This window comes from Paenibacillus sp. MBLB1832 (assembly GCF_032271945.1).
Lineage (GTDB): Bacteria > Bacillota > Bacilli > Paenibacillales > NBRC-103111 > Paenibacillus_E > Paenibacillus_E roseopurpureus.
Window position 1 is genome coordinate 927,600 of sequence record NZ_CP130319.1, and the last position, 17,944, is coordinate 945,543.

19 protein-coding genes are annotated in these 17,944 nt (G+C 48.8%); 15 read left to right on the top strand and 4 right to left on the bottom strand.

Features of this window, described 5'->3' with window-relative positions:
- Nucleotides 1-2: 2 nt before the first annotated feature.
- From MJB10_RS04185 to MJB10_RS04195, 3 genes are all read left to right on the top strand, one after another.
- On the top strand, nt 3-1,949 hold the full coding sequence (locus MJB10_RS04185; RefSeq protein ID WP_314802013.1) for an alginate lyase family protein: 1,947 nt from the start codon (nt 3-5) through the stop codon (nt 1,947-1,949).
- 236 nt (nt 1,950-2,185) lie between these two features.
- Nucleotides 2,186-2,989: a putative protein N(5)-glutamine methyltransferase gene (locus tag MJB10_RS04190; RefSeq protein ID WP_314802015.1), complete on the top strand. Its 804-nt coding sequence runs from the start codon at nt 2,186-2,188 to the stop codon at nt 2,987-2,989.
- A 117-nt stretch (nt 2,990-3,106) separates the two neighbouring features.
- Nucleotides 3,107-3,553, top strand: coding sequence for a hypothetical protein (locus MJB10_RS04195; RefSeq protein WP_314802016.1), 447 nt, complete (start codon nt 3,107-3,109; stop codon nt 3,551-3,553).
- Nucleotides 3,554-3,707: 154 nt separating this feature from the next.
- On the opposite strand, the gene MJB10_RS04200 is transcribed toward MJB10_RS04195, so the two are convergent.
- Nucleotides 3,708-3,983, bottom strand: a complete 276-nt coding sequence (locus tag MJB10_RS04200; RefSeq protein ID WP_314802018.1) for a hypothetical protein — start codon at nt 3,981-3,983, stop codon at nt 3,708-3,710.
- Between the two features lie 274 nt (nt 3,984-4,257).
- On the opposite strand from MJB10_RS04200, the gene MJB10_RS04205 reads away from it, so the two are divergent.
- From MJB10_RS04205 to MJB10_RS04220, 4 genes are all read left to right on the top strand, one after another.
- Nucleotides 4,258-5,346 carry a Gfo/Idh/MocA family protein gene (locus tag MJB10_RS04205; RefSeq protein ID WP_314802020.1) on the top strand — a complete coding sequence of 363 codons (1,089 nt, stop codon included), beginning with the start codon at nt 4,258-4,260 and terminating at the stop codon, nt 5,344-5,346.
- Between the two features lie 126 nt (nt 5,347-5,472).
- Nucleotides 5,473-5,991 (top strand): GNAT family N-acetyltransferase, encoded by a 519-nt coding sequence (locus MJB10_RS04210; protein WP_314802022.1) that lies wholly within the window; start codon nt 5,473-5,475, stop codon nt 5,989-5,991.
- Between the two features lie 27 nt (nt 5,992-6,018).
- Nucleotides 6,019-6,972 carry a D-2-hydroxyacid dehydrogenase family protein gene (locus MJB10_RS04215; protein WP_314802024.1) on the top strand — a complete coding sequence of 318 codons (954 nt, stop codon included), beginning with the start codon at nt 6,019-6,021 and terminating at the stop codon, nt 6,970-6,972.
- Between the two features lie 146 nt (nt 6,973-7,118).
- Entirely contained in the window at nt 7,119-7,526 is a 408-nt protein-coding gene (locus tag MJB10_RS04220) for an NUDIX hydrolase (RefSeq protein ID WP_314802026.1), read from the top strand.
- Between the two features lie 82 nt (nt 7,527-7,608).
- Here MJB10_RS04220 and MJB10_RS04225 read toward each other — a convergent pair whose 3' ends face one another.
- Nucleotides 7,609-8,334 (bottom strand): GntR family transcriptional regulator, encoded by a 726-nt coding sequence (locus tag MJB10_RS04225; protein ID WP_314802028.1) that lies wholly within the window; start codon nt 8,332-8,334, stop codon nt 7,609-7,611.
- Nucleotides 8,335-8,712: 378 nt separating this feature from the next.
- Between MJB10_RS04225 and MJB10_RS04230 the strand changes: the two genes are divergently transcribed.
- The 8 genes from MJB10_RS04230 to MJB10_RS04265 all read left to right on the top strand — a co-directional run bounded on the left by MJB10_RS04230 (nt 8,713) and on the right by MJB10_RS04265 (nt 16,902).
- A complete protein-coding gene (locus tag MJB10_RS04230) occupies nt 8,713-9,762 on the top strand; it encodes an extracellular solute-binding protein (protein WP_314802030.1) in 1,050 nt (349 codons plus the stop codon).
- Nucleotides 9,763-9,851: 89 nt separating this feature from the next.
- A complete protein-coding gene (locus MJB10_RS04235; RefSeq protein WP_314802032.1) occupies nt 9,852-11,531 on the top strand; it encodes an ABC transporter permease in 1,680 nt (559 codons plus the stop codon).
- A gap of 45 nt (nt 11,532-11,576) precedes the next feature.
- Nucleotides 11,577-12,620, top strand: coding sequence for an ABC transporter ATP-binding protein (locus MJB10_RS04240; RefSeq protein ID WP_314802034.1), 1,044 nt, complete (start codon nt 11,577-11,579; stop codon nt 12,618-12,620).
- The gene (locus MJB10_RS04245) at nt 12,620-13,552 is read left to right on the top strand and encodes a sugar phosphate isomerase/epimerase family protein (protein ID WP_314802036.1); all 933 of its coding nucleotides are present in this window, start codon (nt 12,620-12,622) and stop codon (nt 13,550-13,552) included. Before MJB10_RS04240 ends, MJB10_RS04245 begins: the two co-directional genes overlap by 1 nt.
- A 17-nt stretch (nt 13,553-13,569) precedes the next feature.
- Complete coding sequence (locus MJB10_RS04250; RefSeq protein ID WP_314802038.1) at nt 13,570-14,502, top strand: carbohydrate kinase family protein; 933 nt, start codon at nt 13,570-13,572, stop codon at nt 14,500-14,502.
- Nucleotides 14,499-15,875, top strand: a complete 1,377-nt coding sequence (locus MJB10_RS04255; protein WP_314802040.1) for a 6-phospho-beta-glucosidase — start codon at nt 14,499-14,501, stop codon at nt 15,873-15,875. Before MJB10_RS04250 ends, MJB10_RS04255 begins: the two co-directional genes overlap by 4 nt.
- Nucleotides 15,876-16,047: 172 nt before the next feature.
- Nucleotides 16,048-16,677, top strand: a complete 630-nt coding sequence (locus MJB10_RS04260) for a stalk domain-containing protein (protein ID WP_314802041.1) — start codon at nt 16,048-16,050, stop codon at nt 16,675-16,677.
- 6 nt (nt 16,678-16,683) lie between these two features.
- Nucleotides 16,684-16,902, top strand: a complete 219-nt coding sequence (locus MJB10_RS04265; protein WP_314802043.1) for a hypothetical protein — start codon at nt 16,684-16,686, stop codon at nt 16,900-16,902.
- Between the two features lie 30 nt (nt 16,903-16,932).
- Here MJB10_RS04265 and MJB10_RS04270 read toward each other — a convergent pair whose 3' ends face one another.
- Nucleotides 16,933-17,655 (bottom strand): type II toxin-antitoxin system VapC family toxin, encoded by a 723-nt coding sequence (locus MJB10_RS04270; protein ID WP_314802045.1) that lies wholly within the window; start codon nt 17,653-17,655, stop codon nt 16,933-16,935.
- Between the two features lie 3 nt (nt 17,656-17,658).
- The gene (locus MJB10_RS04275; protein WP_314802047.1) at nt 17,659-17,835 is read right to left on the bottom strand and encodes a hypothetical protein; all 177 of its coding nucleotides are present in this window, start codon (nt 17,833-17,835) and stop codon (nt 17,659-17,661) included.
- Nucleotides 17,836-17,944 lie beyond the last annotated feature (109 nt).

Here is a 17,944-nt window from a genome sequence, read left to right on the forward strand (position 1 = left end):
CGATGAACTTTTATAGAACGAATGAGCAGCTGAGGGAAGCTGCGGATGTGTTTCATATCTATTTTAGCGAGCGAATGCAGCAAGTCATCGAAACGGCGGAGTATGCACGGAGAGGTCAATTCAAGCTTCCTTACACGATGGCGTCCGAGGAATGGATCGATCATGGCGTCAACGTAGACTGGTTATATAATCCGACCGAGGATTTGGAGTATACGTGGATCTTGAACCGCCACTGGCATCTGCGAGAGCTGGGGATCGCTTACCTGGTAACAGACGATGATCGTTATGTGCAGACTTATCAAGCGCATATTCGTTCATGGCTGAAGCAAAATCCGGTACCTATTGGCATCTCGTATGGGGATGCTGTTTATTTTCAGCGGCCAGGGCCGTGGCGATTGCTGGAGGTTGGCTTACGTGTGCAGTCCTGGATATGGGGCTACATGTTGATGTGCCACAGTGCCGCGCTGGAGGAGGCTTTCGTCCAGGAAATGAAAGCGAGTCTAGCTGTGCAAGCTTCCTATTTATCGCACTATCTAGGGGATACGTCGATCAACCATGCAACGATGCATATGCAGGGCTTGTACATGATCGGCACATTTTTGGCGGATCATCCCGATGCGCCATATTGGAGGCAGCTTGCCAGAGAGAGGCTTCAGCTGTGCATGCATGATCAAATCCGCGCGGATGGGATTCAGGAAGAGCTGACGCCTCACTATCATACGGCATCGCTGGATATGTTCGGCACACCGTACTGGCTTGCCAAGCAAACCGGTCGTCCGTTCTCTCGGCGCTATGAAGAGAGCTTGGGATCGATGTTGACGTTTAGCCTCGCAACGATTCGCCCAGATGGCACTTCGATTCCGCTGTCGGATTCGGACAGCACGACGCATGTGCTCGCTAAGGTGGGATTCATCAGTGCTGTTTTGGGCGATGACACCATCATGCGGCAGGTTGAGGCAAGTGAAGAGCTGCTGTGGATGATGGGGATAGAGGTGTTTTTGCGTTGGGTTGCTAAGAACCAAGAGGAAGGCGGCCTAACATCAGCAACTGCGCAGTCAGCGCGTCTAGCAACCGTCAGCTTTCCCGAAACGGGCTACTATGTCATGCGGGATGCACAGCACTATGTGTTTGTTGATGCTGCTCCGCTCGGCGGCGCGCATGGTCACGCCGATGCCTTGCATGCGGAGTGGATGGTCCGAGGGCAACTGATATTCGGCGACAGCGGACGATACACGTACCAAGAAGGGGAATGGCGCCGATATTTCAAAGGCACATCGGCCCATAACACGGTAACGGTTGATGGGCAGGATCAGACGCCGTATTTGTCAACACAGAAGTGGGGAGAACCCGAGGCTGAGGTGGAGCTGCATCGCTGGCAAACGGGGGACGATTTCGACTTTATCGATGCTTCACATAACGGTTACCAACGCTTGTCTGAACCCGTTCGTCATCGCAGATGGCTGCTGTTCGGTAAGAAATTCCCGCTGCTCGTTATCGTCGATTGGTTGGACGGGGAGGGTGAGCATCTGGCTGAACAAACGTTTCATTTGGCTGCTGGCGCACGGATCGAAGCAGGTTCTCGCTTAGAAAGCGAGATGACTGTGCAGTCGGGAGAGGAGCAGGTTCGGTTGATTTGGGCAAGCACAGGGAATTGCGATGCTTCAGGGTCACTCACTGTGAAGCAAGGATGGCGCTCCCATAACTATGGCACCAAAGAAGAGGTGCCTGTCCTGGCTTATCGGTTGAATTTTACCGATCGTGCAGCGATCATAACCGTGTGTTTGCCAGCGGATGAAGCTTCGCAAGCTGTACAGTTGTACGTGACACAACTGGAAGTGAGGCACGAGAAAAGAGCAGTTGAGGTTCATTTTGCGCAAGCGATGAGCGAGGAAACCACAACGATTCTTTACTTGGATGAGGAGAAGGTTGATTTGCGAGCAGCGAATTGATTTATAGGCACCCGCCGAATGCGTAATAGGTGAGATGCCCTATAATTTGGAGAGTATAAGCCCATATGGGGTGCTTATTAGTCTTGCTAGCTAATTAAGAGCAACTTTCCCCGACGGTTTTGCGGTTTGTGCTGCATTTTAAAGGAGAGTTTAAATAAAAGCATTTTCTACATTTTGTAAAATAGTAATGACCTGTAGACTGGTATTCATACAAAGTCCTTGCAGGAGGATACGACATGAATTATCGCGCAGATGGATGTGCCATCTCAAAAACAGTTGTTACTAGGCTTCGGGCTGCCGGTTGTGTTTACGCGGAGGATGAGGCACTATTATTGATGTCATCTTCAACGAATGCGGCCGATCTAGCCCAAATGGTTGATAAAAGAGTTGCTGGTTTTCCGCTTGAGCATATCTTCGGATGGGCGGAATTTTGTGGGTTGCGCGTGGCGTTGGACCCTAGTGTTTTCGTTCCTCGCCAACGAACGGAGTTTCTGGTTGGGCAGGCCGTGGCTCTTACGCAACCAGGGGACGTAGTTGTTGATATGTGCTGTGGTTCTGGCGCTTTGGGGTTGGTATTAGCAGATAGGATTGAGCGCATACAATTGCACGCGGTTGATATTGACCCTGCTGCTGTGGCGTGCGCGCGCCGAAATCTTCACTTTGCTGAGTGTATCGTGTATGAAGGGGATCTCTATGATCCGCTGCCGATTCAGCTTCATAACCGTGTCAATGTGATGATTGCCAATGCGCCATACGTACCTACTGGCTCCATCAAATTCATGCCAATGGAAGCCCGTGTCCACGAGGCAAGAATTGCATTGGATGGCGGAAAGGACGGACTCGACGTTCAACGAAGAATCGTCACCGAGGCTTCCCGATGGCTAGCAGATGGGGGCTTTCTGCTGGTGGAAACTAGCGAGAGGCAGGCTCCGTTGGCCGTTGAACTATTTGATCATTACGGATTGCGTCCGAAGTGGGTCCGTTCGGAGGAACTGGACGCTAATGTGATTATTGGGGCTTGGAAAGAGCGTGCTTTCTAAGCCCCTTGCTTTTCAACCCGATCACCTGGTCTCTTTGCGGGATGGATGTGTCAGGCGGGGTCATAATAACCATCAAAGCTGGAAATAATATCCACAATATTTTTGTGGAGGAATCGTATGAAGCAAACAGTTGTGGTTTTATTCTTGCTGGGTAGTGTCCTTATTAGTCCTAAACATGGACAAGCGGATGTACCTATGCCTTGCAGCACAGTCCTGGAGGCAATAAATGAAGTTTACCCGAATGCCAAAGGAGCAGCCTTGGTTTATAAGGTGAAACTGACACCAAGCTTTCCGCGGACTAGTTTAAGCATTCATGCAAACCATCTGCCTCCTCCAACCTCGTTGGGCGCTTATGATGGTTTTGAGGGGTTTGCTTTTATCCCAAATGAAATCAGTTGGAGATTTCGATTATACCCGACCCCAATAGAGGGTGGCCCATGGTCTGGCAAGGTAGATGATATCACCGCTGAATTAAGCAGTGCTCAGATAGAGGTACGTCTGTCCAACTCCCAAACAGGGGTGCTAGGGCCTGCGGTGTTGAGGAGTAGTCGGGCTTGTAGATAGATGATGGAATTTTACATGCTGCTATTCACTTCTAGCCGCCGCAGCACCTGTCGCCCAGCCAGCCGCCGAACGGATCCACACCGCGTAGGCGTCTGATTGGAAGGGCGGCAGATGGTGGCCGCGGCGAGCGGTTTCTTTTTTGCCAAAGCCTGACTTACTCCGACTGCTCTGGAGCTGCCTCTTCTTCTTTCGTCGTATCCTCGGACACGGCCTCAGGTGCCTCTTCCGCTGTAGCCGCTTCAATCGTTGTTTCTTCAGCAGCGCTTGCAGTCTCGCTGACCGCGGAGTTCTCCCCAGCAAGACGTTGAAGTTCCATTAATCTGCTGCTAAGGCTCGATATTCTTGCTTCAACCTGGCTGTTGCTGCCAGAAAGCTGCTTCGCATGGCGAAGTAAAGCTTCTACTCGTTTAATTTCAGCTGCATGTGCCATCGTGTTGGCCTCCCCATTGTTTACTTCGGAAAACGATCATTTATCTAAAAGTGTATACTTTTCTGCCAATTCCGACAAGGAAAATCTCCCCGTTCTAGTCGTCCGTAACAGGGCTCCGTTTACGCCTTCCATTACGCCTGTGTGTCGTAAATTCACACTGCCTTTGACATCAATTCGAACTAAACTTTGCCGCAGTGATGTGATATCTTCAATCTGTATTGCGATCCATGGCACTGTTTACTTCATACTCCTACATAGAAAGAAGGATTAGACAATGAGCACAAAGCTGCGTATTGGTATTATCGGCACGGGAGGTATTGCCAAAGCTCACGTATCTGCTTACAAAAAGCTGCCTTATGTCGAGATCGTCGGCGTGGCGGACGTTATACCTGGGAAAGCATCCTTATTTGCGGATGCGGAAGGTTTGACCGAGTCGGCGGCTTTCGACAGTCATACAGACCTGCTGCGCATGGAGCTTGATGGCGTCAGCATATGCACGCCTAACGTTTCGCATCATGTGACGACGGTTGATTCGTTGCGTGCAGGTAAGCACGTTTTGCTTGAAAAGCCGATGTCGGTCACGCTCGAGGAAGCCATCGACATGACGCAGGCGGCGAAGGAAAGCGGAAAAATGCTGAGCTTAGGCTTCCAGCCGCGCTACGATCCGAATATGAAGCTTCTGCAGACGATTGTTCAATCTGGCCGTCTCGGTAACGTCTATTATGTGGAGACGGGCGGCGGGCGCCGCCGTGGCATGCCAGGCGGAACCTTTATCAGTCGCAAACTCGCAGGCGCTGGCGCGATGGCAGATATTGGTTGTTACTCGCTGGACATGGCGCTGAATACGCTCGGATACCCGCGCCCGCTGACAGTTTCGGCCTTTACGTCGAACCATTTCGGGACGAACGCCAAGTATCATCCAGAAGCAAGCAAGTTCGAAGTCGAGGACTTTGGCGTCGCGATGGTTCGTTTCGAGAATGATCTTGTGCTGCAATTCAAAATTTCATGGGCTATGCACATGGATACACTCGGGGCTACGATGTTTCTCGGTACGGATGCAGGGCTGAAAGTTACGCCAGCAGGAACGGGTCCGTGGTCAGGCGTGTGGGACGGATCGATCGGTTCCATGACGTTGTTCCATGATGAAATCGGCGGCCCTACCTCGACCCCGATTACGTTAGTTCAGCATCAATTGAATCTCTTCGATCAGAAAGTACACGATTTCGCCGAAGCGGTTAGAGACGGCAGGCCAGCGCCTATTCCCGGCGATCAAATCCTTATCCAACAAGCGATTATTGATGGCGTGCTTCGCTCAGCAGCTGACCGTCGCGAAGTGTCGGTGGAGCTGCCGCGCAACCTATAAACTCACAACAAGCAGTCCAAGACGAGTAAATCGTCTGGACTGCTTTTTCATGCCTCCATAATGACGTCAAAACAGGTATAATTCAAGTAAAAGAGAACTGCAACCATGACGCAGGAGGAATAAGAGATGTCAATCAGAGTTTTGGAAGAGCACGATGCTGCGATCTATCAAGCAGTCAGATTAAGCGGTTTGAGCAACAACCCGGAGGCTTTTGGTTCGACGTATGAGCGAGAATTGAGCTTTTCGCTGGAAACGGTCGCAGAACGAATCAAACCCAGCCAGGATAAGTTTGTACTCGGGGCCTTTGATGAACGGGGAAAGCTGGTCGGGATCGTAACGTTTGTAAGGGAGAATGGCATCAAAACCGCCCATAAAGGCAATGTGTTCGGGATGTATGTGGCGCAGGAAGCAAGAGGGCGAGGATGGGGGAAATCGCTCATGCTTGAGCTTATTCGCCGAGCAAGCCTATGCGAAGGGGTCGAGCAGATCAACCTAGCCGTTATGTCGGATAACGAAGCGGCGAAGAAGCTCTATCAGTCGCTTGGGTTCAAGTTATACGGTGTAGAGGTCCATGCGTTAAAGTATCAAGGGACGTACTATGATGAGGATTTTATGGTCCTCCGTTTGGATAGACTAGGCAATTAGATTGATCGGTGTAGGAGGAAAAATAACATGAAGCTGCGCTGTGCGATATTAGATGACTACCAGCGAGTAGCCTTAACGGCTGCGGATTGGTCGCCGATTTTGGATCGGGTCGAGGTCAGGAGCATAGATCGTCACATTGATCAACTCGACGATTTGGTCGAACAGATTGCCGACTGCGAGATTGTCGTGATCATGCGGGAGCGGACGCCTTTCCGTGCAGAGCTTTTAGCCCGCCTGCCTCGCTTGAAGCTTCTCGTTACAACAGGCATGCGCAATGCGTCGATCGATCTGGGAGCAGCCGCATCGCAAGGCGTTATCGTTTGCGGTACGGGAGCTGCAGGCAACGCAACGGCCGAGCTCACATGGGCTTTGCTTTTGGGACTAGCCCGCAACATTGTAGGCGAGCACAACGCGATTCGCAGCGGTCAGTGGCAAAGTACGGTGGGATCCGATTTGTACGGCAAAACACTCGGCGTGCTGGGACTCGGCAAACTGGGCAGCAAAATCGCCAAGTTTGGCCAAGCGTTCGGCATGGATGTCATCGCCTGGAGCCAAAATTTAACGAAAGAGCGAGCAGATGAAGTTGGCGTGAGATTAGCGGGTTCGAAGGAAGAGCTTCTGGAAAATAGCGACTTCATATCCATTCATCTTGTACTCAGTGATCGGACAAGGGGTTTAATTCGTGCCGAAGAACTGAAGCGTATGCGTCCTATGGCGTATCTGATCAATACGTCCCGCGCACCAATCGTGGATCAAGCTGCGCTTGCCGAGGCCTTGCAGCATGGCTGGATCGCTGGAGCTGCGGTAGATGTGTTCGAAGTTGAACCGCTTCCGAAAGATGATCTATACCGAACGCTGCCGAATCTTCTTACAACGCCGCATATCGGCTACGTATCCCAGGCCAATTACGGGGCTTTTTATCGAGATGCGGTTGAGAATATTGAAGCTTATCTGTCCGGGGAACCGATCCGAACCCTTTAAAACGGGCCAAGAGCTAGTTCACCGCGTACCGTCGCATGAATACATTATCTTATGTCGAAAAGCGTACATCGTTGGAGGCAGTTCTACCTCTTGGGATTGCCCTTGCATAGTAGATTGCTAGTTGTAGGAGGGATCAACACGACGAAATGAAATCGCGAAAACATACTGTTTCAGTCGCAACCATTGTGCTCAATGAGCAGAATGAATTACTGCTAATTAAGGGGCGCAAAAGAGGGTGGGAAATGCCGGGTGGACAAGTCGAAGCAGGGGAATCCTTACAAAATGCGGCCATTCGGGAAACGAAAGAAGAGTCAGGAATCGATATTGAAATCATCCGATTTTGCGGCATTTTTCAAAACCTGGACAGGTCGACTGTGAATATTCTATTTCTAGCAAAGCCAATTGGCGGCCAACCATCCATAACCAAAGAAAGTCTTGAAACGAGATATTTCCCAATCGATGAGGGGTTAAGTAAAGTGACGTGGAAAAATTTTCGACAACGTATTGAGCATTGCTTGAGGCCAGAATTACAGCCCTTTATGGTTGATTTTTGATGTTTTTCGTGTGCAAAAGAAAATGAGTATGGACAGGCTGCCAATCAGATTGGCGGCCTGTTTGGTTGTGGGGACCTTTTGCTTACTTCTCAAACCGCTCCATCGTAAACTTGAATCGATCGCCACGGACAAGGCCGTAGGAATACTCGATCGGCTGATCTTTCTCATTGTAAGTCAGAGATTCCAGCGAGAAGGCCGGCGAACCTGCGGGAACTTCCAACAGCTTGCTGACGGCTTCGTCGATTAGGACAGGCTCAATGGATTCTAAGGAGCGGGAGATGACGACGCCGTGCTTGGAGCGCAGAAGATCGAACAGGGAGCCTGTGCAATCATCGTTAATAAGCCCTGGAGCAACTCGCCAAGGCAAGTAAGAAGTCACGTATTGCAAAGGCTCTGCGTCTGCATAACGTACCCGTACTAGCTTAATGACGGGATCTTTCTCTTCAATGTTAAGGGTATCCGCTAAGGTTTCATCGGCGGGTACGACGACTAACTCGAGAACCTTGGATTGCGAGGAGATGCCTAAATCTTTCATTTGCTCGACAAAGGTACGAATGTTTCGCGTAATGGACTCTCGTATTTTCGGTTTTGAGACGAAAGTTCCTTTGCCCTGAACACGTTGGATATGCCCTTCAAGCTCCAGCTGCTGCAACGCAAGTCGAATGGTTGTGCGGGAAACGTCGTAGGTTTGGCACAGCTCGGACTCGGTTGGCAGTTGATCTCCGATTTTGTACTTTCCTGATTTGATGAACTCCAAGAGCTTCTCTTTCACTGCGTAATACAAGGAGGTACCTTGTTTCGTTTCCATCTTCTCGTTCCCCTTATATGTCAAAATGGATGTGAATATGATCGTTTTATAAAATAGGTTATTACAAATTTGTAAGGTATCTATCTTGTATTGTACTCAATGTTGGGTGAATCGTACACAACCATTTTTACAGAAGATATTTGTAAAGGCTTACAGATCCGTAATCACTCGAAGAAATAGCAGTTGACAATGTGCTTGTTACGATATTATATTGTAAACGTAGTAACAACACAACAAATATAAAGGAAACCTTCCAAGGTTGTTACAACAACTAAAGGGGCGCAGTAGAAGCTTCATTAAGATTTGCCGATCAGTTGGTTATTGTGTTCATTGTCTCAGCAATAATGGGTAAGCTAACTTAATCAGGGAGGTTTTACAATGAAAAATGCAAAACTTTTGAAAACGCTTTCTATGGGATTGGTTTTGACAGTTGCACTGACAGGATGCGGGAGTACGAAAGATGAGCAGGCATCAAAACCTGCGAGCACTGAAGCTGCCAGCAAGACAGCTGCACCGAAGAAAGATCTCTCCGGTAAACTCGTTCTTTACACGGGTGCTGGTCCGGAAATTACTGATCCGCTATTAGAAGGTTTTAAAAAGCAGTATCCGAACATCAAGCCTGAAATTGTAAAATCCGGTTCTGGGGAGCTGCTGGCGCGAATTAAAGCAGAGAAAGACAACCCAGGCGGCGACTTGCTGCTGGGCGGTGAGCCGTATTCTTTCGATATTCAGAAATCATTCTTCGAACCCTATGAATCACCGACAGACAAGGAGATGATCCGCCAGGATCCGAATCACATCTGGCACATCTGGACGTTCATGCCGCAAGCGATTCTCGTTAACACGAAGCTTCTAAAAGATTCGAGCCAATGGCCGACATCGATCAAAGATTTGGCTGATCCGAAATGGAAAGCGCAAAAAATCGCATTCGCTGATCCAGGCAAATCTGGAACTGGCGCCGGCATATTGAATGGCATCGTTTCCTTATACGATTGGGACTTCGTTCAGCAAATGCTGAAAAACGTAGAAGTGTCGCCAGGCTCTGACGCAATGTTCGCAGCGGTGAAAGACGGCGCAGTGCCAGTCGGTTTCATCAATGAAGACTTGGGCGCGAAGTGGGAACAAACGAATTTGCCTGTGAAAATGATTTTCCCATCTGACGGTGTAACAAACGTGCTTGACTCGATGGCCATCATCAAAGGTGCTAAAGATATGGACAACGCCAAAGCATTTGTCGATTACATGGGTTCTAAGGAAGCGCATGAAATTTTAAAAGATAAAATTCTTCGTCGTTCGACGCGCAAAGATGTTCAGCCTCCCGCAGGAATGCAAGATTTGAGCAAACTGAAAATGATCGAGAACAAACAGTTGTCCCGTGATGAACTTTCCACGAACTTCAATGATCGTCTTGAGAAAGCAAGAAAATAAGACGGAAAGATAGCGTAACCAAGACCTTCGTGCCAGCGGTAATTCACTGGCGCGAAGGGGAATTATAAGGGTTTGGAGGTCCTAGGTGGATGGGTGGAAACTTACTTAAACAGAGCATAAACAAAACTGTCAGGGACCCGTGGATCATCTTTGCATTCGTTTGTATGATCGTGTCTGTCGGTTTCATATTTTATCCGCAGCTTCAAACGATCATGACTTCTTTTCAGAATAAGGAAGGCAGCGGGTTTACGTTCCATAATTTCATCGAGTTTTTCCAGAAGAAACGGTATACGACAGCCTTAATCAACAGCTTGCAAGTTGTGTTTTTTTCTACACTTCTTGCGTCAGCACTTGCGCTTCCGTTAGCTTATTTATTCTCCAAATTCGATTTCCGCTTTAAAAATACGACGTTAACGTTGATTACTATGGCATCGTCATCGCCGCCGTTTCTAGGGGCGTATGCCTGGGTTATTTTACTCGGGCGATACGGTGTATTAAATAAAATCATTGATAGCTGGTTCCATTACGATCTGAATTGGAAGCTTCGAGGCGAAGCCGGGGTTGTCTGGGTCATTATTTGGTTGATTTTCCCGCTGGTGTTTCTGCTTAGCTACGATTCGTTCTCTAGCCAGGACCCTTCCCTGAAGGAAGCCTCGATGAGTCTAGGTGCCAATAAACGCAAGACGTTGTGGCGGGTTGAAGTTCCGCTTGCCATGCCAGGCGTCATTACAGGATTGTTCATGGCGGCACTCGCTGCATTCTCGGATTTCGGTACACCAGCCATTATTGGCGGTGAGTTTCCCGTGATGCCGACGCTCGTTTACAGCGAATTTGTGAGTGAGGTCGGGGGCAATTTGAACATGGCATCGGCTGTCGGGGTCATCATGATTCTTGTTGCTTCGGTTGCGCTCATGATTCAAAGGTACTTGCTTGCGAAGAAGACGTACGCTTCAGTCTCTGCCAAACGGCCCCTTCTTGTTAAGGCGAGCAAAGGCATGAAAGCCGTGATTGGTTTATACATTGGTGCCATTATTAGCATGTCCTTCCTACCGCATCTTACGCTGCTCGTTGTTTCCCTGATGAAGTGGAAATGGGGCATTCTGACGAACCAGTTCACGCTTGATAACTATGTGAATTTGTTCAAAAGTCACTTGGCTCCTATCGGCGTTAGCTTCATGCTTGGCTCTATGTCAACGTTGTTGGACGTTATTTTCGGTGTAGGTATCGCGTACTTGATCGTGCGCAAGCGGTACAAATTCATATCCAGCTTTGTCAACATTTCCATGATGGTTCCCTACATTATCCCAGGAACCGTACTGGCGATCGGATTTATCGTTGTGTTCAACAAACCGCCGGTCATATTGACAGGCACGTGGATCATCCTGGTGCTAGTTTCTTTCATCCGCAAGCTGCCCTTCTCGATCAAAAGCGCGGAATCCTCGCTCTATTTAGTACATAAGGCGCTTGAAGATGCGGCGCTGATGTGCGGAGCAAGACCGTTTACGGCTTTCAAAGACATCACGTTCAAGCTCATGATCGGAGGCGTCATTTCCGGGGCTACGCTTTCCTTTTTACAAATTATGACGGAGCTCAGCTCTACGTTGATTCTCTATAGACCGCCTTGGGTCACAATGCCCGTCGTCATTTTCCAAAATGCGATGACCGCAGGTGCCGACTTCGGTATCTCGGCTGCAATGGGGGTCGTGCTTATGACATGTATTTACGTCCCGCTACTGCTCGTTAACAAAAGTTCGCGCAAGAAAACATAGAAAAGTGCTGTGAAAATAGCTAAGAACGGGTAAGGAGGATTACGAGTGAACGGTACGATCCAATCGACGCCAATTACGATTAAGCATATACGCAAAAGCTTCGGGGGCACTCCGATTCTGAAGGACATCTCGTTCGATATTCAGCCAGGGGAATTTTTTACCCTGCTCGGATCGTCAGGCTGTGGCAAAACGACGCTGCTTCGCTGTATCGCAGGTTTCGAGAAAGCAGACAGCGGCAGTATCCTATTCGGTGACACGGATGTGCTTCCACTCAATCCGTGGGAGAAAAATATCGGTTTCGTTTTCCAGAACTATGCGCTGTGGCCGCATATGACGATTTTCGAAAATATTGCGTACGGCTTAAAAATGCGCAAGATGGACAAGAAAACGATCCAGGAAAAGGTAGCCTGGGCGCTTGATTTGATCAATTTGAGCGGTGCAGAGGGCCGCTACCCAGGCGAGCTAAGCGGAGGGCAGCAGCAGCGTATTTCTATTGCACGTGCGCTCGTGCTTAATCCGCGCGTACTCTTGCTTGATGAGCCGCTCAGTAATCTGGATGCTAAGCTGCGGATCAAAATGCGCAAAGATATCAAGGAAATTCAGAAGCGTCTTGGCATTACGTCGATCTATGTGACGCACGATCAAGAGGAAGCCTTAGAGCTATCTGACCGAATCGCCGTCATGGAGAAAGGCAACGTCATGCAGGTCGGCACTCCTGAGGAGATCTACGAGACACCAGCGAACAGCTTCACAGCTAACTTCGTCGGCCGCAGCAACCAGATTCCAGGGACGATTCGCGGAGGGACGTTTTACGCGCTTGGTGAAACCCCTATTCCGCTTCGCGGCCTGAATCGCAAGGATGGAGACACACTTCTCTGTTTCCGCCCTGAAAATGTTAGGGTGTCTGATTCTTTACATGGGTTTCATGTAAAAGCGTTGGAATCGAGTTACCGTGGTAACTTCGTACAAGGCACGGTTTCATTAAGCGATAATGTCAGCTTCCTAGTGGACTGGCGAGAAAGAATAGAAGAAGGCAGAGCTCTCTCCGTCGAGATCTCCAAATACCTCTTCTATGATGAGGAGAAATAATGAACGCTAAAGGAATAGGCATTAGCCTCAACGCCGACATGGTGAACGGGGATTTGGAAGCGCTGGAGAAGCATATCGGCTATATCGTGGACGCGGGAAGCGATTACGTCGAACTGATCATGCACGGACTGGATGTCGTCATCGACGGCAAGGTTCATCCGAAACGTTTGGAGCGCGTTCGCGCGGTTTTGGCCAAATTCCAGGTCGGCTATACGATGCATTTGCCCTACGAACTCAACTTGATGTCGCTTGAAAAGGGTGACGATTATTACCGCTGCTTTGAAGCGGGAATTGAGCTTTCAGCAGCGCTCGGTTGCAAGACGATCGTGTATCACAGTTCATTTGCTCAACTGACAGAAGCGAATATGCCGCAATATTATGCGAAGTACGGCAAGTTGTACCGCGAAGAGCTGTTCGCTATTTTGGCGGAAGAAGATGTGAAGCGTCTACGTGAGCTGGGTCTTATGGCGCAGCGCTACGGGATCACGATCGGGATAGAAAATAACATTTGGTACGATATCAAAAATGAATACACATACGGGATTCGCCCGCAACAAGTTGTCGAGCATATTAAGCGAATCGGGCTGGACAATGTCGGCATGACGTTGGATATCGGTCATTGCTATCTGACTTCGATTGCTTACAGCTACGATTTCAAACAAGCGATCATCGATGCACTTCCGTATGTGAAGCATCTGCATGTGCACGATAATTTCGGCAAATTGAAAGATGCCAAGACGTATATGAGCAATTTGCCTTACGGCTACGGTGATCTGCATCTGCCTGTCGGATGGGGATCCATCCCTTACGCCGAAGTGTTCCAATGGATTACTAGTTATACGGGGATCGTGAACATGGAGATCGAATTCCGACTGTATCCGCATTTCCAAGAATCTGTAGAGGAAATGAAAACGTTGTTAGCGCAAAAATAGGTCGAAGGAGATGACAGATGGTGAACGTGGATGTTCTTGTATGCGGCCCCATCTTCACGGATATTGTGTTCTCAAACGTTCCGCGGATGCCGAAGCCTGGGGAAGAAGTATATGGGCAAGGCTTTGAATTTACGTGTGGAGGCAGTACGTACATTACTTCTGTCGCCATGGCGCGACTTGGTATGAAAATCGCGGTAGCGGCGCCGCTTGGCAATGACTTCTTGAGTCAATTCACGAAGGATCAATTGCAACGCGAGGGTTTGACTGCGGACTATTCGTACATCGTCGATCGACCGATGAGGCAGGTGACCGCGGCGATTAACACAGAGGGCGATCGCGCTTTCGTAACGTTCCAAGACCAGCTGGATGAAGCGGGGTATCAGCAGCATTTGCTTGCGTTGCTCGATACGATGGATGCCTCGATGCTAATCGTGAATGCGAAGCCAGAGTTCGTGCCTGTGATCGAAAAGGCACGCAGCAAAGGGATGTCCATCGTACTGGACATCGGATGGGATGACGAGTGGATCTACAGCCGGGCGTTGAAGCAGTTGCTGCAGCTGGGGCACTATTTTACGCCGAATCTGGCAGAGGCTTTGGCCATTACGGGGAAATCTACGGCTGAAGAAGCGCTGGATGTGCTCTGCGGCATTGTAGAGACGCCGATTGTTAAGCTGGGAGCGGCGGGAGCGATTTATCCGACCGTGGAAGGCGTTGGGCGCATTGTAGGCAAGCCTGTTGAATCGCCGGTCGATACGACGGGCGCAGGGGACAATTTTTTGGCTGGCGTATTAACGGGTGTTCTAAAAGGCTGGGGACTGGAAGAAGCGATTCAGCTTGGTAACTACTGCGGTGGTCAATCGGTGCTGGGTATCGGCGGTACGGCAGCTTCGCCAACATGGGAGCAAGTGAAAACGGAATTCATTCATCAGCTAGGGGGAGACGGAAGATGAAATTAGCGATATTAGGTGGAGCAGGGATGAGAACCGCGCTTCTCGTTAATGGCTTGGTAAGACATTCCGAGGAGCTTCAATTCGATGAGGTAGCGCTTTATGACAACGATGAAGAACGTCTGATGATTATGGGGCGTTTGTCCGAATATATTGCGAAGACGAAGGATGCGCCATTCCGAGTCACGTTTACGACAGATGTGCGTGAAGCATTGACGGGGGCAGATTTCATTTTCTCCGCCGTTCGTGTCGGTCAAGAGGAAAGCCGTGTTCACGATGAGCGTGTGGCTCTGAAACACGGGGTATTGGGTCAGGAAACGACGGGGCCAGGCGGATTCGCGATGGCACTGCGGACGATTCCCGTCATGATCGAGTATTCCCGCATCATTAACGAAGTGTGTCCGAATGCGTGGCTGCTCAACTTCAGTAACCCGTCCGGGTTGCTCGCGCAAGCATTGAACACCTACGGACAGTGTAAAACGATCGGGATTTGCGATGCGCACGCTGGCATGAAGAACGCGCTTAGCAAGTTTTTGAAGGTGCATTTTTCCCGCTTGCAAGTGGATTATTTCGGTCTAAATCATTTGGGCTGGATTCCGCGCGTGTATATGGATGGGGTAGACCAGCTTCCGATGATCTTGGATCGTTTCGAAGAGCTTGCCAAAGGCGCGCACGTATTCAGCTTCTTCGAGCCTGAGCTGATCCGCAACATCGGGATGCTGCCAAACGAGTACTTATACTATTTCTATTATCATGATCTATCCGTCCGCAACATTCTGGAAACCGGTGAAACGCGCGGCGAGCAGATTGTAAAGCTGAATCGTCCACTGTTCGCCCGCATTGCGCCGCTGATCCGCGAAGGCAAGTTGGCTGAAGCGTGGAAGGATTACAACGAAACCTTGGATAAGCGCTCCAGCACCTATATGTCGCGTGAAACGTCCGGCGCTTTACACAACATTCATGAGCATGAAGCGGAAGCATTCAACCAATTCGAGGAAGAAGGCTACGAAGGGCTCGCGATCAATGTGATCAAGGGTATCCACTTGAACAAACAGCAGGTGCTGACGCTCAACGTACCGAACCGCGGCACCATTGCAGGCCTGAAAGACGACGATGTCGTCGAAGTGCCCTGCATCGTGAACAAGAACGGTCCGACGCCGCTTACCGTAGGGACTGTGCCAGATCTGGCGATGTCGCTGATCCAGCCAGTTAAAACGTACGAGCGCTTCGCAGTCGAAGCCGCCGTCAAAGGCGACTATCAGGCGGCATTGAACGCGTTGACTGTGCATCCGTTGGTACCGTCGTTTACGGTTGCCAAGTCGATGATGGACGAATATTTGCAGGTACATAAGAAGTACTTGCCGCAATTTCAATAAAGTGTAGAAGCAGTTTGCCTCGGCAAACTGCTTTTTTAGTCGAAAAAATCGACTAACTCGCCGCAGAGTGGCTTCAATTAACTGAGACGATAAGTTGGTCGGGTAACTTGAAACTTTTTCCATTCGCAACCGTCTACTAGATAAGTTCGATATCCCGAAGGAGGCACCGCCTGTGAAAAAATTCATGCTTGGTTTATTGTGCGGTATTGGTTTGACGGCTTCGACGGCTGTGTTGGCATCCGAGACCATTTCAGCTTACTTGTTCCCAGCAACATTTGAGATTAACGGGAAGAGCAAGGAGTTGGACAGCGAGTACAAAGTGTTAAATTACAATAATCATGCCTATGTGCCGATTCGTTTTATCTCTGAGAGTCTGGGTTTAGGCGTTCGGTATATCGATAGGGATCGGGTGATTTCGATTAGCAATGAACCGACGAATGCAGATGAAACGGCGAGGAAAGTATGGCTGACCCAATATCGTTTGAATGTTGGGAATGATGAAGTGTATGTCCGAAGCATCCTGGGCGCACCGTACGCAGAACGAACAAATGATGACAATCAACAAGCGGTGTGGCGGTATGATTTTGCGGCAGCCTCTGACTACCAGTATAACGGGCTATCGATTGATCTCGAGGGGTTGAAGGAAGGCAAAGTGAACGGCCAGCTTATTATTCATTGGTCTGACGATGGCAAGGTAAATCGAATTGAACTTTGGGCCTCCCAAGGTACGGGAACGAATAGGCAAATCTACACGCATTATGTCTATCCAGACGGCTCGACGGGTGGGGCGCTTTACGAATAGTCAGATTTGACACAGGATGTGTCACTGGTCACGTATGACGTGCTGAACTTGAATCGCAAGCTGAAGCTGAATGTGACGGGTGTTAATCAGCCCTTCTATGACATGGGGCGGGCGGCGGCCATGCTGCTGATGAACGCATTGAACGGGAAGGATCATTTCGCGGTGCAGGGTCAAATCTGCCCAGCGGAGATCCACAACGGTACGACAACTACAGAAGTGAAGTAGCGGCCTCATCTTGTTATTTTGAGGTTGTCATTAAGGGGTGGGTACTGCAATGTGTGGGAATTTAGCTTTAAAATCAGCTTCCCCTAACTCAGAGTAAAGATAATCGATTAAATCTAGTTTTGTAAGCATATCTTGGACATCGAATGAGTCGTTTCTAATGGCTGTGGTAATTACAGCGATATCATCGACGATACCCATGTCACCGTCAATCGATAGAATATATTGACAACCGAAGTTTATTGCAATTGTTGAAATCATGAAATCTGCCGATCCTAAGGGGACGACACAAGGAATGGTCAATATTTCATCAATGACTGTTTCCGTGCTCTCAATAAGCATGGCATTATTTATGGCAGGTTTTATTTTGCTAAGCGCAAGTGAGCTATAGTTTTTTAATGTCTCAGGCTCTGTTTTTAAGACCCTACTGCTCCACGTGTTTTTAAAACTATTCATCTTTGTTCGCTTTACATGGTGAGATTGAATACCATTTGCTGTTTCAAAAGCGAGATATTCATCGTCAATATACAAGACTCGCGCTAATGAGTTTAAAAGCTCAACAAGAACTACTTCCGAGTAACAAAGAATAACATTGTTTTTGATTAAGTAGGAGATAAGACAAAAACATGCTAAATGCTTTTCGTGTTTATCGTATAGATAAGCAACCCATAAATTAGTATCAAGAAAAAAAGCATCGTTCCCTGAAGTTGATAGGGGAACGACACTGTTTCCAAAATCTATATTGGATAGAGGCATAGTCTACTGTTTGCCTCTTACTTCTCTGCATATTTCATCCGTATCAATGATGTAATTGGTTTTAACGGATCCCCCAGCTTTAAGAAGTTCTCGTTTCTTCTCAGGAGTTAGTTGTTTTTTCTTTTCCGCGATTTTTGCAAGAGTTGCTGGTGACATCTCGATTCCTCTCCTTTTTTTCATGAAACACCTCCCAAATAAGCGTAAAGGATGCATCATGAAAAGTGTGTTACATTGTAGTTTAAGATCAAAAATATTACAGACAAATTGTGAGAAATTCTGTCATTTTAGT